Below are 26,693 nucleotides of genomic sequence, written 5' to 3' on the forward strand. Positions count from 1 at the left end.
GATGTGACGCTGAACAGCCACACGCCATAAAGAAAAGCCCCCTCCGTTCGCACCGAACGAAGGGGGCCTGTTCAACGTGCCTGGCGGATCAGAAGCGGAAGCGCACACCCGCGGCGATACGCCGGCCGACCTTGCGATACTCCTTCGTCCGATCGGGGCTCACCGAGTAGATGAACTCCTTGGCGTTGTTCAGGTTGGTGACGTCGGCGAACACGGTGAATTGCGAGTTCACGTCGTAGGAGAGGCCAGTATCGAGCTGACCGTAGGATGAGAAGAATTCCGGCTCGCCATTGCGGCCCGAAGCCACCACGAGGAAGTCATCGCGCCACGTATAGGCGATACGTGCCTGGATGCCATATTTCTCATAGAATCCCACGAGGCTGTACGAATATTTGGAAAGACCTTCGAGACCGAAGCTCACATTCGCAACGGCGTTGCGATATTCCGCGTTGGATTCGGTATAGTTGAAGCTCGTCTGCACGCCGAGGCCGTCGAAAGGCGCCGCCAGGCTGGTGAAGGCCTGGCGATAGCCGATTTCAACGCCCTTGACCGTGGCGCCCTCACCATTGTCGGGCACGGTCACCTGGAAGGTCACCTGATCGACGAGCTGCGGCGTCGTCACCAGGGTCACGAACGACTTGATGTCCTTGTAGAAGGCCGCGGCTGATATCAGCGAGGACGGGGCGAAATACCATTCGATGCCCGCTTCATATTGCGTCGCACGGAACGGCTGCAGATCGGGGTTGCCGCGGCGGATCGTCTCGTTGCCCGGGTTGGTCTGGATGGACTGGCGCGGCGACAGGTCAGACAATGTCGGACGCGTCAGAACCTTCGACGCCGCGAGGCGGAAGATCAGGTTGTCGGTGGCGGAAAGGCGCGCGTTTAACGACGGCAACCAATCCTGATAATGCCCGGCAAAGCCGACCGGTACGACTGGCGAGACGATGATCTCGTTCTGGCCGCCGCCGGTGGGGCGCGCGCTGATCACGGTGCGCGAGGCACCGGTCGAGGTATAGTCGGTATCTTCGAAACGCAGGCCGACATTGACCGCCAGCGGCATGCCGCCAACCTCGGTATCCAGCGTGCCCATAATGTAGGCGGACTTCACCTTCTCATCGACGACCGACGAGGCGGATGGCGAGAACACCGCCGGGTTGAACGCCTTGCCGTCCGCCGTCGCATATTGGTCGATCAGGCGAACCAGATCCTGCGGGCTGTAGATGATCCAGTCATGCAGGATGTCACCGCCACCGCCCTGGAAGAAGTTGCGGTTGGTGGAACTGAACAACGAGGTCGGCAGCACGCGGTTGGAATCGCAATAGGCGCACTGCTCGCCGAAAGGCATTTCGTCGCCGGTCAGCGTCTTGGTTCGATTGGCGATCAGGCCACCGGCGAACAGCGTGATCGTGTCCGTGGCCTTCCAACTCACGTCGCCGCGATATTCCTCGATCTTGTCGTCAACGTCGGTGCCACCGCCCCAGATGTAATAATGGGCAGTCAGGCCCTGCGGGTTGGTCGCCGCGTTGGCATAGTTGGGGCTGCTGAAGCCATAGCTGTAGATCGGGCTTTCGGTCCGACGATCGAACCACAGGTCGACATTCTTGCGGCGGATGGTGGTGAACAGATTGTTCTCCTTGCCGCGCCGCTCCGCCTTCGATCGCGAGGCGTCGAGACTGACCGTGAGGCGATCCGTGGCCTCCCACTTGAGATTGCCGCCGAACTGATAGGTCGTGACGTTGCGCTCGTCATACTGGATGATCTCGTCGACGAAGCCGCCCTGATAGCGCTGATAAAGCGCCTCGCCGCCCTCCACGACCTGCTCGACCAGCGTGCCGCCGGCGAAGTCATAGGCGAGGCCGGTCTGCTGCTCGGTGAAATCCGCCTTCGAGTAGAGCCCATCGAGTGTGAGGGTAAGCCGGTCGACCGGACGATACTGGATCGAGCCGTTCAGGCCCAGCCGCTTGAGCTGACGCTCGAAGAAGAAGGGCGAGAGGTTTGACGGCATCGATACGCGGCTGAACGGCGCCACGTTGGGACCGATCCGGCCGCCCGGCACACCTGACCGGTTATAATAGCTGTCGGTGCTCGAACGGCGAACATGGCCGGCACCGATCGTGAATTCGTCGTTGCGCAGATCCTGATCGAAATAGACCGCAGAGACCGCGACGCCGAAGGTGCGCTCGTCATTGCGCCAGCTGACCACGCCCGAGACCTCGGGGTTAAAGGAGTCGGCAAGCTCGGCCCACTGCATCGTGCCCGAACCGGTCGCGACGAACGCCTTCTTCTGGTCGAGCGGGCGCAGGGTGCGGACGTCGACGGTGGCGCCGATCGATGAGCCGTTGAGGCTGGCCTGCGGCGACTTGTAGACGTCGGCGCCGCTGATGATCTCGGCAGGCAGCACGTCGAACGAGAATTCGCGGCCGTTATTGTCCGTGGCCAGCGTGCGGCCGTTGACCGTCACCGCGTTGAACTTGGGGCCGAAGCCGCGAACGGTGATGAAGCGGCCCTCGCCACGGTTCCGCTCGATGGTGACACCCGTAATGCGCTGCAGCGATTCCGCTACGTTCTGGTCGGGCAGCTTGCCGAGATCCTCGGAGACGATCGAGTCGACGACGCCGATGGCCTCGCGCTTGATGTCGATCGACGCCGCCTGGCTGGCGCGAATACCGGTTACGATGATTTCCTGCGCGTCGTCGTCGCTCAGCGGCTGTTCTGCCGAAGCGGCGTCGGTTGGCTCAGCGGTCTGTGCGAACGCGGTTGCGCTGCTGCTCCACGCCACGATCGCGGTGGCGGCCAGCAATGCCGTACGAACATCTCCCATGCACTTCATCTTTATCCCCTCCGGTCTTGTGGGGTTCAATCTGAAGATTTCCGAAAGATATGTCAACTGATCATAATACGTAATATGTTTCAGCGTACTGACTTTATCGGCAACACGCACAGCGCGGACCCGAATACGAAAAGCACCGCGGCCCAGAAGATCGTGCGGTAATCGCCGCCGCTCAGCGATAGGAGCACCGCCGCCATCACCGGGCTTATGATCTGCGGGATGTTGACGGCGGTGGTGAGCACGCCGAGGTCCTTGCCCTCCTCGCCCAGCTCACTCTTGGGCAACACCTGGGTCATCAACGCCATGTCGATCGACATGAACATGCCGTAGCCGACGCCGATCACCGCAGCGTAGACCCACATGCCTTCCATGTTGGGCGCCACCAGCGGAGCGACCATCGCGCAGCCCATGATCAGGCTGCCGGCAATGACGAACGGCTTGCGGCGTTGCATGCGATCCGATGCCCAGCCGGACGCGAGCGAGGTGACGACGAGGCAGACGAAGGTGACCATTGCCATATTGGCGATAGCGACGTTGGACGCCGCGTCGCTCAGGCGGATATAGTCACGCAGGATGTACAGCAGGTAGGCTGCGACCGCCTGATACCCCATATAGATCGTGAAGCGGCTGAGGAACGCCCAGGCGAAATCAGGATGTTTGCGCGGCGAGATCCAGAAGCCACGCGCAAAATCACGCCAGTCGAACCGCCGCGTCGGCATCGCCGCGCTCGAGGGCTCGCGGTTGACCAGCACGAAGGCCAGGCAGGAAACCGCGATCGCAGCCGCGAACAGCCCATAGGCCAGCACCTGCTGGCCGGCGAGATAGCCGGCGACGAAGGTGCCAGCGGTCAGCCCCGCCGTCATGCCCGCGCCGACGATGCCAGAAACCGAACCCCGCGTTTCCGGCGCGAAGCGATCCGCGATCAACGTCGTCATCGCCGGCTGCATCGAGTTGTAGGCGATGGCTGCCATCACCCACAGCACCATCATCGACCAGAAACTGGTCATCCAGGAAACACCGAACAGGCTGATCGACCCGATCAGCGATCCGATCGCGATCCACGGCGCGCGACGCCCCCAATGCCCTCGCGTGCGATCGGAAAGCGCGCCCGCGATCGGCGTAGCGAGCGTGGAAAAGATCGAGGTGATCGCGAACATGAGGGCGAGGTTGTTCGCCTTGTTGGCGGGATCTAGCGCGGCGATCTGGTTGGGCAGCAGCACGCCAAGCACGCCACTGTACAGCGCCATCAGGAGGAAGAAATTGACCATCAGCGAGAGCTGCAGCACCGTTCGCTGCCGGCCGGTAACGAAGGCCGGGCTGGTCATTCCGTGCATCCTGTCCTCTCCCACGTTTCTTTTCTTATCTGCCGGCGACGCGCCGGTCGGGAACCAGGCTAAGGCCGGCCTCCCTCGGCCGGCGGTGCGGCCCGCCGCCATTGGCGCCCCATGCCCCGTCCTTGCGATCCCGCGCAATCGCCGCCTCGTCGACGATGATGCCGAGGCCGGGCCGATCGCCCAGGACGATGCCGCCATCGGCGATCTGCTGGTCGACGTCGAGCCCGGTCGGCCAATCGAGATCCTGCACCTCGATGCCGATCATGTTGGGGATCGCGGCCGCGGCATGGGCGACGGGGTTGGCATCATAGCCGACCGGCGAGGCCGGCAAGTCGCGGGCGTGCGCGGCGAGCGCCACGCGCATGAAATGGGTGATGCCCCACACGCTGCCGGCCTGCACGACATCGACCGCGCCGGCATCGAGTAGCGGCGAATATTGATCGAGCCCGGTGAGATTTTCGCCGGTGGCGACTGCGCATCGTGCAGCCCGCGTGATCGCGGCATGGCCCGGGGCATCCCAGCGACGCACGGGTTCCTCGATCCAGGTCAGGTCGATGCCCGCCGTCTCGATCTCCGCAAGATGGCGGATCGCCTGCTTGCGGTTCCAGCTTTCGTTGACGTCGAGCATCAGCGCCGGGCGGATGCTGTTCACCGACAGGATATCGCGCGCCAGCTTCAGCCGGGCGATATCGCGGCGGATATCCCTGCCGCCCTTCACCTTGGCGGAGCTGAAGCCGCGCTCGGCGAAGCGCCGGTAGAGCCCGGCGAACGCCTCGTCATTCAGCCCATAGCACAACCCGGAGGCATAGCCGGGCACAAAGCGATCCGCCGCCCCCAACGTGCGCCAGAGCGGCTCATCGGCCATCTTGGCCTTGAGATCCCACAGCGCCATGTCGACCGCGGCGATCGCGCCATAGGTGGCGCCGGCATGGCCGCTCTTGAACACGTGCGAAAGCATCGAATCATAAAGCGCCGTGGTGGCGCGCGGATCTTGCCCCTCGACCGCCGGGAAGATCCGCGCGATATCGGCGTGCTGGCCGAGGCCGACGCCTTCAAGGCCGCCATCGGTTTCGAGGATCAGGATCGGCACATCGGTGACGCCGCTCTCTACCACCCCGTTTGCGTCGCCCACCGGACGTCCCCAGTCATGCGAGGTGACGAGGCTGCGATAACCGGTAACTTTCATTCACACGCCCCTGGCTCATGATCGCACGGCGACGACCCTATAAGACATATTATGTATTATCTTTGCGAGTTGGCAAGCCTTGACGACGTCAGACGATTACGGTTTCACGATTTGGTACGGTCGGCATCCAGTCCGACCCGTTTTCAGGCAAGAACGATCGATGACCAGCCCCATCCCGCCATCACCCCAGCGCGTCCGCCGCCGCCCCCGCCTCGCCGAAGCGGTGGTCGAGGATCTCGTCAACGCCATCGTGACCGAGACTTATCCGGCCGGATCGGCGCTACCGCCGGAGGGGATCCTGGGTGACATGTACGAAGTCAGCCGCACCGTAGTGCGCGAGGCGACGATGGCGCTGACAGAGAAGGGGCTCGTCGTCTCGCAGCAGGGGCGCGGCACGATCGTGCGCGAGGCAAGCGCGTGGGACATGCTCGACCCGATGATCCTTGCCGCGCTGTTCCGCCGCGAGGACGGGCTTGCCTATCTCGACAATCTTTCCGAGATTCGATCGCTGCTGGAAGGCGCGATGGCCGCCAAGGCAGCGCAGCGCCGCACGCCGGCAACCATCGCCGAACTGAAGGCGCAGATCGAAAAGCTCGAAGCGCTGATCCAGATGCCCGCCGCCTACGTGCATGAGGATGTAGCCTTTCACGACATCATCATGCGCATCTCGGGCGACAAGCTGAGCAAGGCGGTGATCGACGGCGTCCAGTCGGAAGCGCTGCGGACGCACGGCTATAGCGGCAAGCTCAATGTCGAGCATGTCCGTGAGACCCATGAGGCGCACCGCCGCATCTGCGACGCGATCGTCAGCGGAGATGCAGACGCCGCGGCGAAGGCGATGCGTGAGCATATCGAGGGAAGCTGGGCCCGCCGCCGCGCGCAGGGGCCGCAGGCCTAGGTTCCCTCTCTATGAACGATCACGCCTGTTCCGACAGCGCGTAGATCCGCTCCATCTCGACCCACGTCTGCTCCGGCGCGAAGGCCAGCGGTTTCTGGAAGGTGCGCATCAGCGCATCCCACGCCTGCACGTCGGGGTTGGCGGCGTCGCGGGCCTGCTTGGCCGCTTCGTCAAGGGCGGCTTCGGCGTCCTGCTCCATGATCATGAACATGCGGTCTCCGGTCAGCCAGATCTCCAGCGACGCCACACCGTCGCCACGGATCGCGGCCGACACGGCGGCGGGCACGGCGCCTGCCGCGTGCCACGCGCGGTAGCGGGCGATCTGGTTGGGGTCGTCGTGGAGATCCACGGCGAAACAACGGCGAACGAGCGTCATTCTAGCATCCCAGCGGTTGACTGGCTGATTCACTCTGCTTAGACATCATACGTCTTACAAGTGATAATCAGGAGTGGGTATTGGTTTCCCTCTATGCGCAGTCGCTCACCCGGCGAAGCCTAGCCGAACGAACCGGGGCACTCTCCCAATTTGCCGGCGTCAGGCTCTCGACATTGGGCGACGGGCTTGAGCGCGGCGTGCGCCAGCTCGAATTCCGCACCGGTACCGGGCTGCGCTTCACCATACTTGTCGATCGCGCGATGGACATCGCCGAATGCGAACATGCCGGCCGCGCCGTCGCTTGGCATTCGCCGGCGGGGTTTCGCCATCCGGGTCTGCACGAATATGAGGGCGAAGGGGGCCTTGCCTGGCTGCGCTCGCTCTCGGGCCTCGTCGTCACCTGCGGGCTCGACCACACGCTGTTCATGCATGACGATCCGGCAGAGCGTTATTTCTATGGGCCCCGCAAGGCGGTGTCCTCCTCGCTGCACGGCCGCGTCGGCACCATCCCGGCGCGGCTGACGGGCTATGGCGAGACCTGGGTCGGCGACGAATGCATCCTGTGGGCCGAGGGCGTGGTCCAGCAGGCGACGGTGTTCGGCGAAGATCTTCACCTGATCCGGCGGATCGAGGCGACGGTGGGCGGCGACGAGATCCGGTTGCACGACCGCGTCGTCAACCACGGCTTCTATCGCACGCCGCACATGTACTGCTACCACATCAATGTCGGCTATCCGGTGGTCGACGAAGGCGCGCGCTACGTGGCGCCGATCCGCGACGTGCTGTGGGCGGCGCATGCCGAGACCTATGAGGCGCAGGGCACCGGCTATCGCAATATCCCCGCCCCCATTGTCAATTTCCACGAGCAGGTCTGGCAGCACGACATGACGCCGGACGCCGAGGGCCGCGTCAACGTCGCCGTCGTCAACGAGGCGCTCGGCTTCGGCTTCGAGGTGGAAACGCTCAAGAGCCAGTTCCCGGCGATGTACGAGTGGCAGAACCTCCACGCCGGCCATTATGCCCTCGCGATCGAGCCCTCGACCAACCATGTGCTTGGCAAGGATTTCGCGCGCGAGCGCGGCGAGCTGATCTGGCTCGAACATGGCGAGGAGCGCCGCTACGACAGCGTCTTCCGCATCCTGCCCGACGGTGTGGCGGTGGCGGACGCGGTGCGCCGCATCGAAGGCGTCGCGCGTCAGCCGGGAGAGGATTATCCCGCACCCTCGGGCAATTATCCGCCGATCAACGGGGCCACGGCATGAACGGCCGCAATGTTCTCTACACCGGCGCCGCGGGCGGGCTGGGCCTGGAAACGAGCGTGCTGCTGATCGAGCGCGGCGCGACGGTGATCGCGGTCGACAACGACCCCGCCAAGGTCGCGGCGCTGGAAAGCGCTGCTGCCGGGGTTGGTCCGGGCAAGCTGATCGTCTCGACCGCCGACCTGTCGGACCTTACCGCCTATCGCGCAGAACTGGAGCGGCTGATCGCCGGGACCGGCGGCATCGACGTGATCATCAACAACGCCGCGATCTACCCTGCCAAGCCGTTCGAGCAATTCTCGATCGAGGAGCATCAGCACGTCCAGCGCGTCAATGTCGATGCCGGGATCGTCGCGGTACAGGCAGCACTGCCGGGAATGCGTGCGCGCGACTTCGGGCGGATCGTCAACATCTCCAGCATCACCATCTCGGGCGGCTGGGCTGATCTTTCGCCCTATGTCGCCTCCAAGGCGGCGCTGATCGGCCTCACTCGTGCCTGGGCGCGCGAGTTCGGCGGCTGGGGGATCACCGTCAACGCGATCGCGCCGGGCGCCTTCCCGACCGACGCCGAGAAGATCCACCCGGATCCGGAAGGCTATAACCGCATGGTGCTCGACGCGCAGTCGATCAAGCGCCGTGGCAACGCCGGCGACATCGCGCACGCGATCGCCTTCTTCACCGCCGAGGAGGCGGGATTCATCACCGGCCAGACGCTGCACGTCAACGGCGGCTGGGTCATGGCCTGAGGACGAGACGAGAATGAGCATATTAAACGGCATCCGCGTGCTCGACTGTTCGATCGCGATGGCGGGCCCCTTCGCGGCGCAGCGGCTGGGCGACATGGGCGCCGACGTGATCAAGGTGGAGCCGACCAGCGGCGAGTGGCAGCGCCACGCCTCTGCCGGCGGCGCCACCGGCAACAAAATCAACGTCTCCTTCCTCTCGCTCAACCGCAACAAGCGGTCGCTGGCGGTCGACCTCAAGGCACCCGAGGGCAAGGCGATCCTGATCGAACTGGTCAAGAATACCGATGTGTTCCTGCAGAACTACCGCCCCGGTGTCGCCGAGCGGCTGGGCGTGGACTATGCGACGCTTTCCGCGATCAATCCGCGGCTGATCTACGTCTCGATGTCCGGCTATGGCGAGGATGGCCCCTATCGCATGTATCCTGGGCAGGATCTGCTGCTGCAGGGCATGTCCGGCGCAATGCTTTCGGCGGGCTCGGCGGATGCCCCACCCTCCCCCGCCGGCCAATATCTGGTCGATGCGGTCACCGCCTACAGCGCGTTCGAGGGCGCGCTGGCTGCCTTGTTCCACCGTGAACGGACCGGTGAGGGGCAGTTGGTGCAGGTCAACATGCTCGATGCGATCACCACGATCCAGATGCAGGAACTGTCGGTGTTCACCGTCGGCAACAAGCCGCAGGCGCGCTCCGCCGAAGCGCATGCGCACAGCTATATCCGCGCGCCCTATGGCGTGTTCCAGACCAGCGACGGCTATATCACATTGGCCATGGCCAAGCTCGCGACTTTGGGCGCGGTGCTGGAGGACGAGTTCCTCGCCGGATTGGACGAGGAGCGCGACGGCTGGACGCAGCGCGACGCGATCTTCACGACGGTGAAGGCGAAACTGCTCGGCGCGACCAGCGCCGAATGGCTTGAGCGGTTCCGCGCCGTCGATATCTGGAGCGGCCCGGTCTATGGCTATGCCGATCTGGTCGAAGACCCCCAGATCAAGCACAACCAGACCTTCGTCGAATATGATCACCCCACCGAAGGCCATGTGAAGACGCCGGGCTTTCCGATCCGCTTCTCGCGCACCCCATCCGCCGTCACCCGCGGCGCGCCGCTGGTCGGCGAGCATAGCCGCGAACTGCTGGCCGAAGCCGGGTTCGACGCCGAAGCGATCGAACAGTTCATCGAATCCGGCGTGGTGCGGCAGCACGCATGACGGTGCAGTATCGGGGGCTCACCTGGGACCATCCGCGCGGCTACAACGCGCTCGCCGCCGCCGCCGAAACGCTCGATGGCCTTGCCATCGACTGGCACCGCCATCCGCTGGAAGGCTTCGAATCCCATTCGATCGCCGATCAATGCGCGCGGTTCGATCTGGTGGTGATCGATCATCCCCATGTCGGCGAGGCGGTGACCGACGAGGCGCTGGTGCCGATCGAGGATCTGTTCGACGCGGAGGACATTGCGGCGTGGCAGGCCGGCACCGCCGGCCCCTCCTTCGTGAGCTATCGCTATGCCGGCCAGCATTGGGCGCTGCCACTCGACGCCGCGACGCAGGTGATGGCCTATCAGCCGGCTCGGCTGGTGACGCCGCCGCGTGACTGGGCAGGCGTGATCGCACTCGCCGAAACCGCCGAGGTATCGCTGTCGCTGGCGGGTCCGCACGCGATCCTGAGCTTCCAGTCGATCTGCCGCGCGCTGGGTTTCCAGCCGGCCAGCCCGCGCGACGATTTCATGGACCGCGCGATCGCGCGTGAGGCGTTCGCGATCATGGCGCGCCTGACCGGCGAGGTCACCCGCCGCTTCGCCGCGCACAACCCGATCGCGATGCTGGAGGCGATGGCGGCGGGCGACGGGCCCGTGCTGTGCCCGCTGATCTATGGCTATGTGAACTATGCCGCCGCCGGTTCGGTCGCCTATGCCAATGCGCCGATGGGCCCCGGCGGGCGGATCGGATCGACACTGGGCGGCACCGGCATCGGCGTGTCGCGCCGCGCGACGGTGACGCCGGAACTGCTCGACCATCTGCGCTGGCTGATGTCGGACGAGGTGCAGCGCGGCTTCATTCCCGAGCATGACGGCCAGCCCTCGCTGCGTGCCGCCTGGCAGGATGACGCCGTCAACGCCGCCGCCAATGGCTTCTATCGCGCGACTCAGGAGACGGTGGAACAGGCGCTGCTGCGCCCGCGCCACGACGGCGCGATCCCGTTCCAGGCCGACGCTTCGAAGCTGCTGCGCGAAGCCTTGCTTACCGACGCCGATGCCGACCCGACACTCGACGCGATCGAGGCGGCCTATCGCCACCATCACCCCGCAGGAATCGAGACATGACCGAGGATTTGCGCTTCACGATCGTGGATGGCGTCGCCACCATCCTGATCAACCGCGCCCAGAAGCTCAACGCGATGACGCCGGCAATGGCCGATGCGCTGGTCGCCGCGGTCGCCACCTGCAACCAGTCCAACGATGTCCGCGCGGTGGTCGTGACGGGCGCGGGCGAGAAGGCGTTCTCGGCGGGATCGGACATCAGCACGCTCGACGGCTATGAAACGCCGTGGGACTTCCGCAATCGCGCCGATTATTGCGATGCGCTGCGCGCCTGCCGCAAGCCGGTGATCGCTGCGGTCAACGGCTATGCGCTGGGCGGCGGGCTGGAGACGGCGATGGCATGCGACATCCGCATCGCTTCCACCAACGCCCGCTTCGCCGCGCCCGAGATCAAGCTGGGCTGGATCGGCGGCGGCGGCATGGCGGTGGGTCTCGCCCATTCGATCGGCGCCTCCAACGCGGCGATGATGCTGCTGACCGGCGACATGATCGACGCCCAGCTGGCGCTCGCCTGGGGCCTCGTCAGCGAGGTGCATGCGCCCGAGGCGCTGCTGCCGCGTGCTCAGGAGATCGCGAAGACCATCGCCTCACGCGCGCCGATCGCGGCGGAAACCGGCAAGCTCAACCTGCGCGCCGCGCACAGCATGCCCTATGACAAGGCGATCGAATATGAGCGCGACCTGCAGGCGATCTGCTTCGCGACCGACGATGCCAGGGAAGGCCGCGCGGCGTTCGCCGAGAAGCGCGCGCCCGTGTTTCGCAGGCGCTGACCGATGATCCAGTCCCCCGAAGATATTCTGCCCGCCGATCCGCGCGCCTGCCTGCTGGGCCGCGTCTGGCGCCCCGACGTCAACGGTCCCGCGGTCGTCCGCGTCGATGGAGACCGATTGATCGACGTCACCCGCGCCTTCCCCACCGCGCGCGACCTGTGCGAGGCCGCCGATCCGGCGGCGGCACTGCGCGCGGCGGGGGGTGAGGATGTCGGCGCGGTCGCCGATCTGCTCGCCAACACCGATCCCGCCACGCGCGATCCGGCGCGGCCCTGGCTGCTGAGCCCGATCGACCTGCAGGCGGTGAAGGCCGCCGGCGTCACCTTCGCCGCCTCGATGCTCGAACGCGTCATAGAGGAGCGCGCGCGCGGCAACGCCTCGGCGGCGTCGGGCATTCGCGAGCAGGTGCGCGCGCTGGTCGGCGACGATCTCCGCCAGCTTCGCCCCGGTTCGCCCGAAGCACTGGCGCTCAAGCAGGCGCTGATCGATGCCGGCGCATGGAGCCAGTATCTGGAAGTCGGCATCGGCCCCGATGCGGAGATCTTTACCAAGGGGCAGCCGCTCTCGACGGTCGGCACCGGCGGCGAGATCGGCGTCCACCCCGCCTCGCACTGGAACAATCCGGAGCCGGAGGTGGTGCTGGTGGTCGCCTCCACCGGCACGATCGTCGGCGCCACGCTCGGCAATGACGTCAATTTGCGCGATGTCGAGGGCCGCTCTGCGCTGCTGCTCGGCAAGGCCAAGGACAATAATGGCGCCGCCGCGGTCGGCCCGTTCGTGCGGCTGTTCGATGCCGACTTCAGCCTGACCGATGTCGAGACGATCGAGGTGGCGCTGACGATCAGCGGCACCGACGGTTTCGTGCTCGATGGCCGGTCACCGATGGCAGCGATCAGCCGGCCGCCAGCGGACCTCGCCGCGCAGGCGATCAACACGCACCATTGCTATCCGGACGGGCTGGCGCTGTATCTGGGCACCATGTTCGCACCGACCAAGGATCGCGGCGCGCCGGGCATGGGGTTCACCCACCAGCCCGGCGATATCGTCCGCATCGCCTGCGCCCCGCTGGGCGCGCTCGTCAACCGCGTCACCACGACCGACGCCTGCCCGCCGTGGCAGTTCGGCGCCGCGGCGCTGATGCGCAACCTGGCGGCACGGGGCCTGCTGTGAGCCGTCCCCGCATTTTGCTGACCCGCCGGTGGCCCGAGGCGGTCGAGGCGCGGCTCGCCGAACGCTATGACGTGACGTTGAACGAGGGTGACCAGCCGCTGAGCCTCGACGCGCTGGCGGCCGCGATGCGCGACTATGACGCGCTCTGCCCAACGGTGACGGACAAGGTACCGGCATCGGTGATCGCCACTCCGCACGCGCGGGTGCGGATCATCGGCAATTATGGCGCCGGCTTCGAGCATATCGACCTCGATGCGGCGCGCACCGCCGGGATCGTCGTGACCAACACGCCCGACGTGCTGACCGACGCTACCGCCGACATCGCGATGCTGCTGATGCTGATGGCGACGCGCCGCGCCGGCGAGGGCGAGCGCGAATTGCGGGGCGGCCGCTGGACCGGCTGGCGGCCGACGCACATGCTCGGTCAGTCGCTGGCGGGCAAGGTTCTGGGGCTGGTCGGCTATGGTCGCATCGCCCGTGCCATGGCGGAGCGGGCGAAGGCGTTCGGCATGACCATCGCCTATCACAGCCGCAAGCCGGCGACCGACATGCCGGAGGATGCCTATTACCCGACATTGGCAGGGCTGGCCGAGGTGGCGGACATCCTCTCGCTCCACGCGCCGGGCGGTGCCGAGACGAAGCATATGGTCGACGCCACCCTGCTCAAGCGGATGAAGCCGCACGCGGTGCTGGTCAACACGGGGCGCGGCACCTTGATCGACGAGCAGGCGCTGGCCGAGGCACTGACGGCGGGGACGATCGCCGCCGCCGGCCTCGACGTGTTCGAGCGCGAGCCCAACGTGCCCAGCACCCTGATCGCGCTGCCCAATGTGGTCCTCCTTCCCCACCTCGGCAGTGCCACGATCGAGACGCGCACTGCGATGGGCATGAAGGTGGCGGACAATCTGGATCGCTTCTTCGACGGCGAGCCGCCCATTGACCGCATCGCTTGACCGCGTGACCACGGCCACCCTGCGGTGGCTGGACGAAGCGGGCGGCGTGCCGCTGGTGCTCGGACTGTGCGGATCGCAGGGCTCCGGCAAGTCGACGCTCGCCACCGGCCTCGCCGAGCGGCTGGCGGCGATGGGGCGGCGGACGGCGATCCTCTCGCTCGACGATCTCTATCTGCCCGGCGGCGCGCGCGCGGCACTGGCGCGCGACATCCACCCGCTGTTCCGCACGCGCGGCGTGCCGCTGACGCATGATGTGGCGCTGGGCATCCGCCTGATCGACGACCTCCGCGCCGGCCGCCCCGTTCGCATGCCGCGCTTCGACAAGGCGGTGGACGAGCCGGTGCCGGAGGCGGCGTGGGAGAGCATCGCAGCGCCCGTCGATCTGATCCTGTTCGAGGGTTGGTGCGTCGGCGCGCGGCCCGAGGATGAGGCCGCGCTGGCGACACCGGTGAATGCGCTGGAGCGCGACGAGGATGGCGATGGCGTCTGGCGCCATGCGGTCAACGCCGCACTCGCCGGGCCCTATGCCGATCTGCTCGGCCGCATCGACCGGCTGGTGCTGCTCGCGGCACCCGGCTTCGAGGTCGTCCATGGCTGGCGGCTGGAACAGGAAGAGGCGCTGCGCCGCCGCCGCACCGCCGAGGGCGGCGACACCACCGGGCTGATGGACGCGGCCGGCATCGACCGCTTCATCCAGCATTATGAGCGGCTGACGCGCGCGATCCTCACCGAGATGCCCGCGCGCGCCGACCTGACCATCCGGCTCGATGCCGAACGCCGACCGCAGGACGCCCGATGATCATCTCCTCCCCCACCGACTATCGCGAGGCGGCCCGCCGGCGCCTGCCGCGCTTCCTGTTCGACTATATCGACGGCGGCGCCTTCGGTGAGGAGACATTGGCGCGCAATCGCAGCGACCTTGCCGACGTGCAGTTGCGCCAGCGCGTGCTGCGCGATGTCTCCGCGCTCAGCCTCGAAGCCGAGCTGTTCGGCGAGAAAATGGCGATGCCGATCGCGCTCGCACCGATCGGGATTGCGGGGATGACGCGCCGGCGCGGCGAGGTGCAGGCGGCCCGCGCGGCATGCGCGGCGAACATCCCCTATATTCTCTCCACTGTCAGCGTCTGCTCGGCGGCGGAGGTGGTCGAGGGCTGCGGCAAGCCGATCTGGTTCCAGCTCTATGTGCTGAAGGATCGCGGCTTCATGCGCGACGCGCTGGAGCGCGCGATGGCGCTGGGCGCGACCAAGCTGGTCTTCACCGTCGACATGCCGCTGCCCGGGGCGCGCTATCGCGATCGCCATTCGGGCATGAGCGGGCCCAACGCCGCGTTCCGCCGGATGCTGCAGGCTGTGGGCCGGCCCGCCTGGGCATGGGATGTCGGACTGCACGGCCGCCCGCACGATCTTGGCAATATCTCCGCCTATCGCGGCCAGCCCACCAGCCTTGAGGACTATATCGGCTGGCTGGGGGCGAATTTCGATCCCTCGATAAGCTGGCGGGATCTGGAATGGATCCGCGACACGTGGCGTGGCGAGATGATCGTGAAGGGCATTCTCGATCCGGATGATGCGCGGGATGCGGTGCGTTTCGGTGCCGACGGCATCGTCGTTTCCAACCATGGCGGCCGCCAACTCGATGGGGCGCAATCGACCGCGCGTGCCCTGCCCGCGATCGCCGATGCGGTGCGCGAAGATCTTACCTTGCTGGTCGATGGCGGCGTCCGCACCGGGCTGGATGTGGTGCGGATGCTGGCCCTCGGTGCGCGCGGCGTGCTGCTCGGCCGCGCCTATGTCTATGCGCTCGCCACCGGCGGCGAGGCCGGCGTGGAAAATCTGCTGCGACTGATCGCTGAAGGCATGCGCGTCGCGATGGCACTCAATGGCGCGCGGTCGATCGCCGATCTGAGCCGCGACAGCCTGATCATGGAGAGAAACGGATGACCTTGTTGCTGGAACGCGCGGCGTTCAGTCGCCGCGCGGTAACGCTTGGCTTTGGCGCGGCCTTCGCGCTGGCGCCCTCGGCGCTGGGCGCGACCGGATCGCTGACCGGATTCCACGACGTGCGCACCTACGGCGCCAAGGGCGACGGCATCGCGATCGACTCCCCCGCCATCAACCGCGCGATCCAGGCAGCCTACAAGTCTGGCGGCGGCACGGTGGTGGTGCCGCCTGGCCACTATCTGTGCTTCTCGATGCGGCTGTTGAGCCACGTCACGATCATGCTGATGCCTGGCTCCGTAATCGAAGCCGCCGATCCGCGCCGCCATAAGGGGCAATATGACCTGCCCGAAGGCGTGTTCGAGGAGCAGTTCGTCGATTACGGCCTCGCCCATTTCCACAACAGCCTGTTCTACGGTGACGGCGCGGACAATATTGCGATCGTCGGCCGAGGGCTGATCCACGGGTTGGGGCTCGACCGTGAGGGCCCGTCCCCGCGCTGGCATGGCGTAAAAGGCTGGCGCAGTCCGGCCGAACTGGGGCTGAGCCCCGACGCCGCCCGCCGCTCCGATCCGCGCGAAATGGCCTATGAGGGCCGTGGCAACAAGGCGATCGGCCTTACCAAATGCCGGAACGTGCTGCTGCGTGACTTCACCATCCTGCAGGGCGGGCATTTCGCCTGCTATGTGCTGGGATCGCGCAACGTCACGATCGACAACATCACGGTGGATACCGATCGCGACGGCATCGACATCGATTGCTGCCGCGACGTGCGCGTCTCCAACTGCGTGGTCAACGCGCCGAAGGACGATGCGATCGTGCTGAAGAGCAGCATGGCGCTGCAGGAAAAGATCGTCTGCGAGGATGTGAGCGTGATCGGCTGCAAGACCAGCGGCTACATCCTCGGATCGGTGGTCGATGGCAGCTACCGCCCCTCCCCTTATCGCTCAACCGACAATGTCGGCGTGCTCGGACGGATCAAGCTGGGCACGGATTCCGCCGGTGGTTTCCGCAACGTGCTGGTTTCGGGCTGCACCTGCGAGAATACGCGCGGGCTGCAGATGGGCGGCATCGACGGTGGCACCTTGGAAGACGTCACCTTCCGCGACATCAACCTGCGCAACCCGGTGAACCACCCGATCTTCGTGCGCCTGTCGGTCCGCAACCGTGCGCCGAAGGACTCCGGCACCAGCACCGTGCGCCGGCTGCGCTTCGAGGGGATCAATGTCTCCGGCGCGCCCAGCGCCTATAGTTGCGGCGTGGTCGGCATCCCCGAAGGCATTATCGAGGATGTCAGCTTCTCCGACGTTCATGTCCGCTCCGCGGGCGGCGGCACCGCAGCGGACGCCGCGCGCGAGATCCCGGAACGGGTGAATTCCAGCCTTGAGCCCAGCTTCATGGGCGTTTTCCCCGCGCACGGCCTCTATGTCCGCCACGCCCGCAACATTGCGCTCAACGATGTGAGCTTCGCGGTCGACAAGCCGGATGGCCGCCCGGCAGTGCTGCTGGACGACGTCCGCGGCGCGACGATCGATGGGCTGCGCAGCCCGCAAGCCAGTGCGGCGCAAGCGGTGGTGACGGCGCGGAGCACGGGGATCGCCGTGGGCGAAGTCCACACGCTGGTGCCGGGGGCGCAGGCATGACCCGCCTCCTCGCCGCATTCGCCCTGCTCTTCAGCCTCCTCCCTGGCCTCGCTGTCGCGAGGGACATCCCGCTCGCCACCGGCTGGCGCTTCGTGAAGCAGGACGCACCCGGCGCCGAGCGGCCGGACTTCAACGATCAGGGCTGGACCAGGGTCACCGTCCCCCACACCTATAATGCCGAGGATTCGGGCATCGGCGGCTCGAAGGCGCGGGGTGAGCCCGAGGGGGCCTATTATCGCGGCCCGGCCTGGTACCGGCTGACCATCGATCACAAGCCCGAGGCGAACACGCGCTATCTGCTGCACTTCGGCGGCGTGACCTTGAAGGCGGATGTCTATCTCAACGGGCAGCTTCTCGGCCGCCATGCCGGCGGCTATGCGGCGTTCCGCTTCGATGCGACCAGCGCGCTAAAGCCGGGCGCCAACCTGCTCGCTGTGCGCGTGGACAATGCCCGCAACACCAGCATCTCGCCGCTCAACGGCGACTTCAACGTCTTCGGCGGCCTCTATCGCGCGGTGAAGCTGATCGCGACGCCGGACCTTCATATCGACCGGCTCGACCATGCAGGCCCCGGCGTCGCCGCGCGCACGCTGAGCCTTGCCAAGGGCAGCGCGACGATCGGCGTCACCACCTTGATCGCCAACGATCGCGCCGGCGCCGCGACGCTTACCGTCGCCACCCGCGTGATCGATGCGAACGGCAAGACCGTTGCCACCGTTCGCAAGCCCGTCAACGTGGCGGCGGGCGCGCATGACCGCGTCGAGCAGCAGCTCCGGCTGACCGACCCGAAGCTGTGGCAGGGCCGCAGCGCACCTTATCTCTACCGCGCCGTCTCCGAAGTGGTGGAGCGCGGCAAGGCGATCGACAGCGTTACCGTGCCGCTGGGCGTGCGTACTGTGGGGATCACCAAGGACGGTCGCTTCGAACTGAACGGCAAGCCCTATCCGCTGCGCGGCGCCAATCTGCAGCATCCCGTGCGCTTCGGCCGCGGCCCGATCGTGACCGACGCCGAGATCGACGAGGATCTGCAGCTCATGTTCGACATGGGATCCACCGGCATCCGCCTCGCCCACATGCAGCATCCGCCGCGCGTCTATGAGCGCGCCGACGAGATCGGCCTGCTGCTGCTGACCGAAGTGCCGCTGATCGACGATCATGATCCATCTGACGCGTTCCGCGAGAACCTCGTCCAGCAGATGCGCGAACTGATCGCGCAGAACATCAGCCATCCCTCGGTGGCCTTGTGGGGCATCGGCAACGAGATCCGCAAGTCGGATCAATATTCAAACCGCATCCTGGCGGAGCTGCAATCGACCGCGAAGACGCTCGATCCGCTGCGGCCGACCACCTATGCGCATTGCTGCCTGGAGGACACCGATCCGATCGCGCAGCATAGCGACACCGTCTCCTACAACCGCTATTTCGGCTGGTATTGGGACAAGTCAGAAGACATCGGCCCGTGGGCGGACACGCTCCACGCCAAGCTGCCCGGCCGGCCGATCGGCATCAGCGAATATGGCGCCGGCGCCAGCATCCTCCACCAGGAGGATCCGGTGCTGAAGCGCCCCGAATCCAACGGCTACTGGCACCCCGAACAATATCAGACCGACTTCCACGAGAAGCACTGGCGTGAGATCGCCAAGCGGCCCTTCCTGTGGTCCACCTTCGTGTGGGTGGGCATCGACTTCACCTCGTTCAAACGCAACGAGGGTGACCGCCCGGCGATCAACGACAAGGGGCTGGTGACCGAGGACCGCAAGACGCGGAAGGATGCGTGGTACTGGTATCAGGCCAACTGGTCCGAAGCGCCGATGCTGCACATCACCAGCCGCCGCGACGTCAGCAAGCGCATTCCCACCGCGAAGGTCCGCGTCTATTCCAACCTCCCCACCGTGCGCCTGCGCCTGAATGGCGGCGCGTGGACCGAGTTGAAGGTGGAGGATCATATCGCGGTTTGGCCGATCACGCTGGCGAGGGGCGCGAATGTGGTGGAAGCATCCGCAACGGCACCGGACGGGAAGGTGCTGGCCGATCGGGTGACGTGGGGGTTCACGGCACGGCCGTGATGCGCCGCACTCCCCTGCTCCCGCTCCTCGCTTTGATGAAGGAATGGATAGAAAGCTGCCATCGGGCTGTTTAAGCAGCAGGCGAAAGTGAGAGAGCGATGGCGGCAGGCGACAAGGCACGGTTTGGGATTCCCGGTCTGGACGATATCCTTTCCGGTGGGCTCGCTCCGGGGCGGCTCTATCTGCTCGAGGGCAGCCCCGGTACCGGCAAGACCACGATCGCCACGCAGTTCCTGATCGCGGGCGCGGCAGAGGGTGAGCGCTGCCTGTACATCACCCTTTCCGAGACCGAAGACGAGTATCGTATCAGCGCGGAATCGCACGGCTGGGATCTCGGCGGCATCGATATCTTCGAACTGCTGCCCGCGGCGGACCTGCTCGATGAGCAGCAGCAACAAAGCCTGCTCTATTCGTCCGATCTCGAACTGGGTGAAACCACCAAGCGCATTTTCGAGGCGTTCGAGCGGGTAAAGCCGCATCGCGTGGTCGTCGACAGCCTGTCGGAAATCATGCTGCTGGCGCAAAGTCCGCTGCGCTATCGCCGCCAGATCCTTGCGCTGAAACATTATTTCGTCCGCCACGGCGCGACGGTGCTGATGCTTGATGATCTCACCGCCGAACAGAACGACAAGACGATGCACAGCATCGCCCACGGCGTGATCCATCTCGACGAACTGTCGCCGGAATATGGCGCAGAGCGCCGCCGCACCCGGATCATCAAATATCGTGGGCAGAAATATCGCGGCGGTTTCCACGACTTCGTCATCGGATCCGGCGGCGCGCGCGTGTTTCCGCGGCTCGTTTCCCTGGAACATCATACCGGCTTCGATCGGCAGATCATGGTCACAGGATCGGCGGAGCTCGACGCGCTGCTGGGTGGAGGCATCGAACAGGGATCGAGCACGCTGATCCTGGGGCCCGCCGGCACGGGCAAGACGCTGCTCGCGCTTAAATTCGTCGCAACCGCTGCCGCGCGGGGCGAACGCGCGGCGATGTTCATCTTCGACGAGGAACGCAACCTCCTCTTCAAGCGTGCGCTCAGCTTGGGGATGGACCTCAAAGCGATGATCGACGCCGGGGCGTTGGTGATCGAACAAGTCGATGCGGCCGAACTCAGCCCCGGCGAGTTCACCGAACGCGTCCGCATGTGCGTCGAACAGAACGGGGTGACGACCGTCGTGATCGACAGTCTCAACGGATACCGCGCGGCAATGCCCGAAGAACAGGCATTGATCCTGCACATGCACGAGCTGCTGCAGTATTTGAATCGTAAGGGTGCATCGACCTTCTTGACGGTAGCGCAACATGGCCTGGTGGGTAACATGAAGTCTCCGGTGGACATCACCTACCTTTCCGATACCGTCATCCTGCTGCGCTATTTCGAAGCGCTGGGCGAGGTGCGCCGCGCGATTTCGGTCATCAAGAAGCGGACGGGCACGCACGAGAATACCATCCGGGAATATGTGATAGACGGCCGCGGCATTACGCTGGGTGAGCCGTTGCGGAGTTTCCACGGCGTGTTGCGTGGGGTGCCGACGTTGGCGGGCCAAGGCGAAGCGCCATTGCTGGATCTGGAGGATTGACACCTCATATATCAGAACGTGCGCTGATCCTCGCGCCGCAAGGCCGCGATGCCGAGGTGGCGGCTGCGATTCTCAGCGAAGCCGGCTTCGCCAGCGTCGCCTGTACCTCGATCCCCCATCTCGTCGGCGAGATGGGGCTGGGCGCCGGTTTCGCGCTGGTGACGGAAGAGCAATTGCGCACCGCCGATCTCCATGCGCTGTCACGGTGGATCCAGGCACAGCCGGAATGGTCGGACTTCCCCTTCATCCTGCTGACGCTGCGCGGCGGCGGGCTTGAGCGCAATCCGGCGGCCGGCCGCTATCTCGATATGCTGGGCAGCGTCACCTTTCTCGAGCGCCCCTTCCACCCGACCACCTTGGTCAGCCTCGCGCAGTCGGCACGCCGTGCACGGCGGCGGCAATATGATGCGCGATCACGGCTGGAGGAACTTCACGGTCTGACCGCCGAGCTGGAGCAGCGCGTAGAGCAGCGCACCGCCGAACGCCAGATCGCGCTGAAACAACTTCACGAAGCGCAGAAGCTCGAAACGCTCGGCCAGCTTACTGGCGGCGTCGCGCACGATTTCAACAATCTGCTGACCCCGATCATCGGCGCGCTTGATCTGCTGCAGCGGCGGTTCGACGGGGAGGATGCACGCGTCCAGCGATGGATCGCCAACGCGCTGCAGTCGGGCGATCGGGCGAAAACCCTGGTCCAGCGGCTGCTCGGTTTCGCCCGCCGTCAGGAACTGCAGAACCGCCCCGTCGACATCTGCGGACTCATCGACGGCATGCGGGATCTCATCATCAGTTCGCTCGGATCGACGATCGAGCTGCGGCTGGACTGCACTGCGGATCTGCCGCCCGCGATGGCCGATCCCAACCAGCTGGAGCTCGCCATCCTCAACCTTAGCGTCAACGCGCGGGACGCAATGCCCGGCGGCGGCCTGCTCACGATCAAATCGGACAGGGCAGAGGTCGACGAAGCGTCCGGTATCGATCTTGCGCCCGGCACGTATATCCGGCTTGCGCTGCGCGACAATGGCACGGGCATGGATGTCGAGACATTGACCCGCGCCGTCGAACCCTTCTTCTCTACCAAGGAGGTAGGACGCGGCACCGGCCTGGGCCTGTCGATGGTGCACGGCCTGATGGCGCAGCTCGGCGGCGCCTTCACGCTCGAAAGCGAACTCGGCCGCGGCACCTGCGCGACGCTTTATATGCCGGTCACCACCAGTGGCGGCAGCCCCGACGCGCAGGTCGCCCGTCCGCCGCAGGCAAGATCCGATATGCCGCTGTCCATCCTAATCGTCGATGATGAGGAACTGGTACGTAACGGCACAGCGGAGATGCTGCGCAGCCTCGGCCACCAGGTTATCGAAGCCGGCGGTGGCGCCGAGGCGCTCCGCACGCTGATGACGACGTCCGACATTGACCTCGTCATAACCGACTACAAGATGCCGCGGATGGACGGCGCCGAACTCGCCGATCGCATCCGCGCCGACCGTCCGGACATGCCATTGCTGTTGATCTCCGGCTACACTGGCGCTGCAGACCCCATCGCCGACATGCCGCGGCTCAACAAGCCGTTTGGTCTGGCAGAATTAGCCGAGGCGCTGCGGCAGGTGACCGAGCGACAGGAGGAATTGGCCCGGTCGGAGCAAGCTGTTTTTGAGCATATCGTCACGGACGAATGACGGTGGCACATGTTTTATTGACTGTTGCCGTTTGAAGCGAGCCGCGACCTCAAAAGTCACCGCGCGGACAACGGCTCAACATATCCATCGTGAATGAACTTAGTCGCTATCAGGCCTTGTGCCGGCAGCGGGTGTAGCAGGGTCAGCCACCTGCACTTCTGGCCGAACCAGCCGGGTGCGGAGTTCGGGTAACGGCTTGCCGGTCGCCCCATCCACCACCACCGGCTCGATCCGGGCGCCGGTTTCGTCGTCCACAAGATAGCTCGTGCCACCCTCGCCATGATATTTGCGCCCCCAAGCGCCGATAGCGGCGAGGATCGGCAACACATCGCGGCCTTTGTTCGTGAGCCGGTATTCCTCGCGCGGGGGATGTTCGCTGTAGCGGCCTTTTTCCAGCAACCCATCCCCGACCAGCGCGGTCAGCCGGCGCGTCAGGATGTTCGGCGCGATGCCGAGGCTGGCGCGGAACTGCTCAAACCGCGTCGCGCCATAGCCCGCGTCCCGCAGGATCAGCATGCTCCAAGAGTCCCCAATTCGCAGCAGCGCCCGCCCTACCGGGCAAGGCCCCAAACCATATTTTTCAATGTCCATTGCAAAAGAATAGCGACTCACTATTCTTTTGCAAGTGACAGCGGGTCACGGATTGAAGGACATGTTCAATGAGCAGCAAGCAGGGCACCGCCCTCGTCACGGGTGCATCGGGCGGTATCGGCGCGGTCTATGCCGATCGGCTGGCACGGCGCGGCTTTGATTTGGTTCTCGTCGCGCGCGATGCCGCCCGCATGGCGGCGCTCGCCGAACGGCTGCGCGCCGAAATCGGCGTCGCGATCGAGATCCTGCCAGCTGACCTGACACGAGACGAGGATGTCACGCGCGTCGAGGCGCGGATCGCCGCAACGGACGTCAGCCTGCTCGTCAACAATGCCGGCCGCTCGCTCAACGGCAGCATCCTCGACAATGGCGCTGGCGAGATCAGCGACATCGTTACACTTAATATCGCCACCCCGGCCCGCCTCGCCGCCGCTGCCGCACAGGCGTTCGTCGCACGCGGCGGCGGTGCGATCGTCAACATCGCCTCCGTACTCGCGCTGGCGCCGGAAATGTTCGACGGCATCTACAGCGGCACCAAGGCGTTCCTGCTCAATCTCAGCCAGGCGATGGCGGCGCAACTCGCGGACAAGGGCGTCTACACGCAGGCCGTGCTCCCCGGCGCTACCCGCACGGAGATCTGGGCGAAGGGTGGCAAGGATGTCAACGCGTTCCCGCCCGATTTCGTGATGGAGGTCGACGATCTGGTCGATGCCGCGCTCGTCGGGTTCGACCGGCACGAAACCGTCACCATCCCACCGCTGCCCGACGACGCGCAGTGGACCGCGATGCAGGCGGCGCGACTGGCGATGGTGCCGAACCTCTCGAAGAGCCGACCGGCACCGCGCTATGCTGCGCCCGCGACCGAACCCGTCCCCGCCTGAATCGGAGAGCCGCCGCCATGACCGATGCCGCCACCCCGCCCCTCAACGCGTTGACCGACAATCCCGGACGGCGTGACGGCCTCGGCCAGTTGCAGGCTCTGATGGATGCGGGGCGGCGGCCACCGATCGGCGAGACGATGGACTTCGTGCTGGTCGAGATCGAGCGCGGCCGGGCGGTGTTCGAAGGCACGCCGGGCACCCGCGTCTACAACCCGATCGGCACCGTCCATGGCGGTTATGCCGCGACCCTGCTCGACAGCGCGTGCGGCTGCGCGGTCCATTCTCAACTCGGCCCTGATCAGGGCTATACGACACTCGAACTCAAGGTCGCCTATCACCGCGCACTGAGCCATGAGAGCGGCCCCGTCCGCGCCGAGGGCAAGGTTCTCACGATGGGGCGTCGCACGGCGTTCGCCGAGGCCAAGCTGATCGACGCGCGGGGGCGGCTGTGCGCGTCGGCCACCTCGACGCTCCTGGTCTTCCCCCTCGATCCGGCTGGCTGAGATCCACTGGGGCGCCCCGCGGCATCACTTTTCCACCGGCCCGCATCTGCCGGCGCGCAATGAAGAGTGCGCAACAGGCGATGTGATAGAGACCGGCGGATCGATGACCCGATATGCAGATCTCGGTCGCCCTATGAGATCCTGGGTCACCGCAACCGCTGAGACGATCGTGCCGCGGTGACCTCTATCGCATCGCTATCTCAATAGAGCTTATAGCCGACCAAGCGGTTTCCGATGGTGCTATTGCCCTCCCGTACGGCGACGATCAGCATGGAGTCACTCGAGATCGACATCAACCCCGGCGTGTCTGCCGACCAAGCCACAGGATGAGCTTGATCGGTGAGCGATATTGCATAGATTTTCTGCGTCGTACTAACGAAGACGAGATTATCCGTAACCACGATATTGCCGGAGAAGGTTTCGGAACCGCTGGGAGGTGACCATGACCAAAGCACGGCACCTGTTTCTTCGTTCAACGCATCCAGACGCGCTGGGCTGTTACGGGCGACGTAAAGCACGCCCTTGGCAAGCGCTGGCGTGGTCACATAGACATCCTGACTTTGCCAGACGGAGGCGTTTCCTGTCGTCGAAAAGCTGGCGAGCGGCCGAGGATATTGGTTTCCGCCGGTGAACGAACCCGAATAGACGATCAGATTACGTCGCGCTCCCAGGATCGGTCCACCGACATAGCTGTAGCCACCCCAAGTAAAAAAGGGATTTGGTATGCTTTTCACTCTCGTGCCATTGAGACGATTGAACACGTCAACCGTTTGCCCGCTATAATAATAGACGTAGTTCTGATCGACAGCGGGTGTCAGGCCATCCCAAACATCGCCTCCGCCACCTTCACCCGTCCAGCGCAGTGCGCCGGTTGCCCCATCAAAGCTATAGATGACACCCCCGTAGTAGCCGGCAGCGAAATAAACGTCGCCCCCAAAGGGCGTGGGCGCAGCGAAAGTCGACCATTGGGAAGCAAACCGCATCCGCCGTATGAATTGCCCGGTCGCAGTATCGATCACATGGATCGAATTGTTGTCGGAGGACGTGACCATCGATGCGACGTAAAGTTGGTTGCCGCTCACAGCAGGCGGGCTCGCACCGTCATGGACTTGTCCCAAGGTCCGGGCCCATCGGCTCGTGCCGTCGGCGGCAACGAGCGCCTGTACGCTTGTCGTACGATCCGTGTGCCGACGCGTTACGAAAATATCGCCGCCCTTCGACGCGGCAACCGAGATGTTCTCGGTGAAAGCGGGCGCCCACTCCCAAACCTTCTTGAAAGCAGCGGCGTTCAACCTGGCATGCACATAGCCGTTGTGCGATGCGTTGCGCTGCTGGGTTTCCCAGTCCTTCAACGGCGAATTGAGCGTATAAGTGAACTCCTGGCTGCTGCCCGGATAAACATTTGCGCAACTCGCCTGCTGACACAGCCGAAACGTGATCTTTCCCGTCAGAACACCGCCGCCGAGATTCTTTCCCGTCTTGAACGTGGCACGATATGTATTGCCGCTCTGTGTCACGCCGCCTTGAAGTGTCAGGATCTGACGGTCGTACTGAACGTCGGGCACGATCGTTCCCGAGACCGTCCCCGTAGCTGTTGCCTCGAAGCTGAACGTCGCTTCGCTGTCGTCTTCCGACGCCGAAGCCGTTTGGCTGGCCGGACTGATCGAGACGGCGACGCTGGGGGTCGGCGTCGGTGTGGGAGTCGGCGTGGGGCTCGGCGCCGGGCTGGGAGAACCGCTTCCATCATCGCCGCCGCAACCGCCGAGCAGAAGTGCCGCCAGAATTATCGAAGAAGTCGCGCCGCGCATCAGCACCCCCGCCTTGCCTGTTTGCCCCACCGGGCGCAGCGCAAGGCAAGCCGATACATCGCCCCGCCCTATATCGATCTGCCCCCGCCCCGCGCTTGCCCGAGCGCCATTGCGTTGACAAGCAGGATGCATCGATCTTGGCGGTTAAGCTCCAAAACGGATCGAT

At 65.3% G+C, this 26,693-nt stretch carries 22 protein-coding genes; 16 read left to right on the forward strand and 6 right to left on the reverse strand.

What is annotated here, in order from left to right:
* Positions 1–88 precede the first annotated feature (88 nt).
* The 3 genes from FHS96_RS08050 to FHS96_RS08060 all read right to left on the reverse strand — a co-directional run bounded on the left by FHS96_RS08050 (position 89) and on the right by FHS96_RS08060 (position 5,350).
* Positions 89–2,821 carry a TonB-dependent receptor gene (locus FHS96_RS08050; protein WP_429588997.1) on the reverse strand — a complete coding sequence of 911 codons (2,733 nt, stop codon included), beginning with the start codon at positions 2,819–2,821 and terminating at the stop codon, positions 89–91.
* Positions 2,822–2,910: 89 nt separating this feature from the next.
* Positions 2,911–4,155: an MFS transporter gene (locus FHS96_RS08055; protein ID WP_429588999.1), complete on the reverse strand. Its 1,245-nt coding sequence runs from the start codon at positions 4,153–4,155 to the stop codon at positions 2,911–2,913.
* A 34-nt stretch (positions 4,156–4,189) separates the two neighbouring features.
* Complete coding sequence (locus FHS96_RS08060; RefSeq protein WP_429589001.1) at positions 4,190–5,350, reverse strand: mandelate racemase/muconate lactonizing enzyme family protein; 1,161 nt, start codon at positions 5,348–5,350, stop codon at positions 4,190–4,192.
* Positions 5,351–5,510: 160 nt separating this feature from the next.
* On the opposite strand from FHS96_RS08060, the gene FHS96_RS08065 reads away from it, so the two are divergent.
* On the forward strand, positions 5,511–6,248 hold the full coding sequence (locus tag FHS96_RS08065; RefSeq protein ID WP_429589003.1) for a FadR/GntR family transcriptional regulator: 738 nt from the start codon (positions 5,511–5,513) through the stop codon (positions 6,246–6,248).
* A 19-nt stretch (positions 6,249–6,267) separates the two neighbouring features.
* On the opposite strand, the gene FHS96_RS08070 is transcribed toward FHS96_RS08065, so the two are convergent.
* Entirely contained in the window at positions 6,268–6,624 is a 357-nt protein-coding gene (locus FHS96_RS08070) for an L-rhamnose mutarotase (protein ID WP_429589005.1), read from the reverse strand.
* A gap of 80 nt (positions 6,625–6,704) precedes the next feature.
* On the opposite strand from FHS96_RS08070, the gene FHS96_RS08075 reads away from it, so the two are divergent.
* The 13 genes from FHS96_RS08075 (at position 6,705) to FHS96_RS08135 (ending at position 22,744) form a co-directional block, all read left to right on the forward strand.
* Positions 6,705–7,886: an aldose 1-epimerase family protein gene (locus tag FHS96_RS08075; RefSeq protein ID WP_429589007.1), complete on the forward strand. Its 1,182-nt coding sequence runs from the start codon at positions 6,705–6,707 to the stop codon at positions 7,884–7,886.
* A complete protein-coding gene (locus FHS96_RS08080) occupies positions 7,883–8,629 on the forward strand; it encodes an SDR family NAD(P)-dependent oxidoreductase (protein WP_429589008.1) in 747 nt (248 codons plus the stop codon). The genes FHS96_RS08075 and FHS96_RS08080 overlap by 4 nt, the downstream gene beginning before the upstream one ends.
* A gap of 13 nt (positions 8,630–8,642) precedes the next feature.
* Complete coding sequence (locus FHS96_RS08085; RefSeq protein ID WP_429589010.1) at positions 8,643–9,833, forward strand: CaiB/BaiF CoA transferase family protein; 1,191 nt, start codon at positions 8,643–8,645, stop codon at positions 9,831–9,833.
* Positions 9,830–10,948 (forward strand): extracellular solute-binding protein, encoded by a 1,119-nt coding sequence (locus FHS96_RS08090; protein ID WP_429589012.1) that lies wholly within the window; start codon positions 9,830–9,832, stop codon positions 10,946–10,948. The genes FHS96_RS08085 and FHS96_RS08090 overlap by 4 nt, the downstream gene beginning before the upstream one ends.
* Positions 10,945–11,715, forward strand: a complete 771-nt coding sequence (locus FHS96_RS08095) for an enoyl-CoA hydratase/isomerase family protein (protein ID WP_429589014.1) — start codon at positions 10,945–10,947, stop codon at positions 11,713–11,715. The genes FHS96_RS08090 and FHS96_RS08095 overlap by 4 nt, the downstream gene beginning before the upstream one ends.
* 3 nt (positions 11,716–11,718) lie before the next feature.
* Positions 11,719–12,885 carry a fumarylacetoacetate hydrolase family protein gene (locus FHS96_RS08100; RefSeq protein WP_429589016.1) on the forward strand — a complete coding sequence of 389 codons (1,167 nt, stop codon included), beginning with the start codon at positions 11,719–11,721 and terminating at the stop codon, positions 12,883–12,885.
* Positions 12,882–13,838 (forward strand): 2-hydroxyacid dehydrogenase, encoded by a 957-nt coding sequence (locus tag FHS96_RS08105; RefSeq protein WP_429589018.1) that lies wholly within the window; start codon positions 12,882–12,884, stop codon positions 13,836–13,838. Before FHS96_RS08100 ends, FHS96_RS08105 begins: the two co-directional genes overlap by 4 nt.
* Before the next feature lie 4 nt (positions 13,839–13,842).
* Complete coding sequence (locus tag FHS96_RS08110) at positions 13,843–14,637, forward strand: kinase (RefSeq protein ID WP_429589020.1); 795 nt, start codon at positions 13,843–13,845, stop codon at positions 14,635–14,637.
* The gene (lldD, locus tag FHS96_RS08115) at positions 14,634–15,779 is read left to right on the forward strand and encodes an FMN-dependent L-lactate dehydrogenase LldD (RefSeq protein WP_429589022.1); all 1,146 of its coding nucleotides are present in this window, start codon (positions 14,634–14,636) and stop codon (positions 15,777–15,779) included. The genes FHS96_RS08110 and lldD overlap by 4 nt, the downstream gene beginning before the upstream one ends.
* Positions 15,776–17,419 carry a rhamnogalacturonidase gene (locus FHS96_RS08120; RefSeq protein ID WP_429589024.1) on the forward strand — a complete coding sequence of 548 codons (1,644 nt, stop codon included), beginning with the start codon at positions 15,776–15,778 and terminating at the stop codon, positions 17,417–17,419. Before lldD ends, FHS96_RS08120 begins: the two co-directional genes overlap by 4 nt.
* Entirely contained in the window at positions 17,416–19,485 is a 2,070-nt protein-coding gene (locus tag FHS96_RS08125; RefSeq protein ID WP_429589026.1) for a glycoside hydrolase family 2 protein, read from the forward strand. Before FHS96_RS08120 ends, FHS96_RS08125 begins: the two co-directional genes overlap by 4 nt.
* 98 nt (positions 19,486–19,583) lie before the next feature.
* The gene (locus FHS96_RS08130; protein ID WP_429589028.1) at positions 19,584–21,068 is read left to right on the forward strand and encodes an ATPase domain-containing protein; all 1,485 of its coding nucleotides are present in this window, start codon (positions 19,584–19,586) and stop codon (positions 21,066–21,068) included.
* A complete protein-coding gene (locus FHS96_RS08135) occupies positions 21,065–22,744 on the forward strand; it encodes a response regulator (RefSeq protein WP_429589030.1) in 1,680 nt (559 codons plus the stop codon). Before FHS96_RS08130 ends, FHS96_RS08135 begins: the two co-directional genes overlap by 4 nt.
* Positions 22,745–22,843: 99 nt before the next feature.
* On the opposite strand, the gene FHS96_RS08140 is transcribed toward FHS96_RS08135, so the two are convergent.
* Positions 22,844–23,335, reverse strand: coding sequence for a winged helix-turn-helix transcriptional regulator (locus tag FHS96_RS08140; protein WP_429589699.1), 492 nt, complete (start codon positions 23,333–23,335; stop codon positions 22,844–22,846).
* 68 nt (positions 23,336–23,403) lie between these two features.
* On the opposite strand from FHS96_RS08140, the gene FHS96_RS08145 reads away from it, so the two are divergent.
* Positions 23,404–24,216 (forward strand): SDR family NAD(P)-dependent oxidoreductase, encoded by an 813-nt coding sequence (locus FHS96_RS08145; protein WP_429589032.1) that lies wholly within the window; start codon positions 23,404–23,406, stop codon positions 24,214–24,216.
* A gap of 17 nt (positions 24,217–24,233) precedes the next feature.
* Positions 24,234–24,719 carry a PaaI family thioesterase gene (locus tag FHS96_RS08150; protein WP_429589034.1) on the forward strand — a complete coding sequence of 162 codons (486 nt, stop codon included), beginning with the start codon at positions 24,234–24,236 and terminating at the stop codon, positions 24,717–24,719.
* A 200-nt stretch (positions 24,720–24,919) separates the two neighbouring features.
* Here the strand turns inward: FHS96_RS08150 and FHS96_RS08155 are convergent, their stop codons facing one another.
* Positions 24,920–26,527 carry an outer membrane protein assembly factor BamB family protein gene (locus tag FHS96_RS08155; RefSeq protein WP_429589036.1) on the reverse strand — a complete coding sequence of 536 codons (1,608 nt, stop codon included), beginning with the start codon at positions 26,525–26,527 and terminating at the stop codon, positions 24,920–24,922.
* Positions 26,528–26,693 lie beyond the last annotated feature (166 nt).

Source organism: Sphingomonas zeicaulis (assembly GCF_050433225.1).
GTDB classification, from domain to species: Bacteria; Pseudomonadota; Alphaproteobacteria; order Sphingomonadales; family Sphingomonadaceae; genus Sphingomonas_D; species Sphingomonas_D zeicaulis.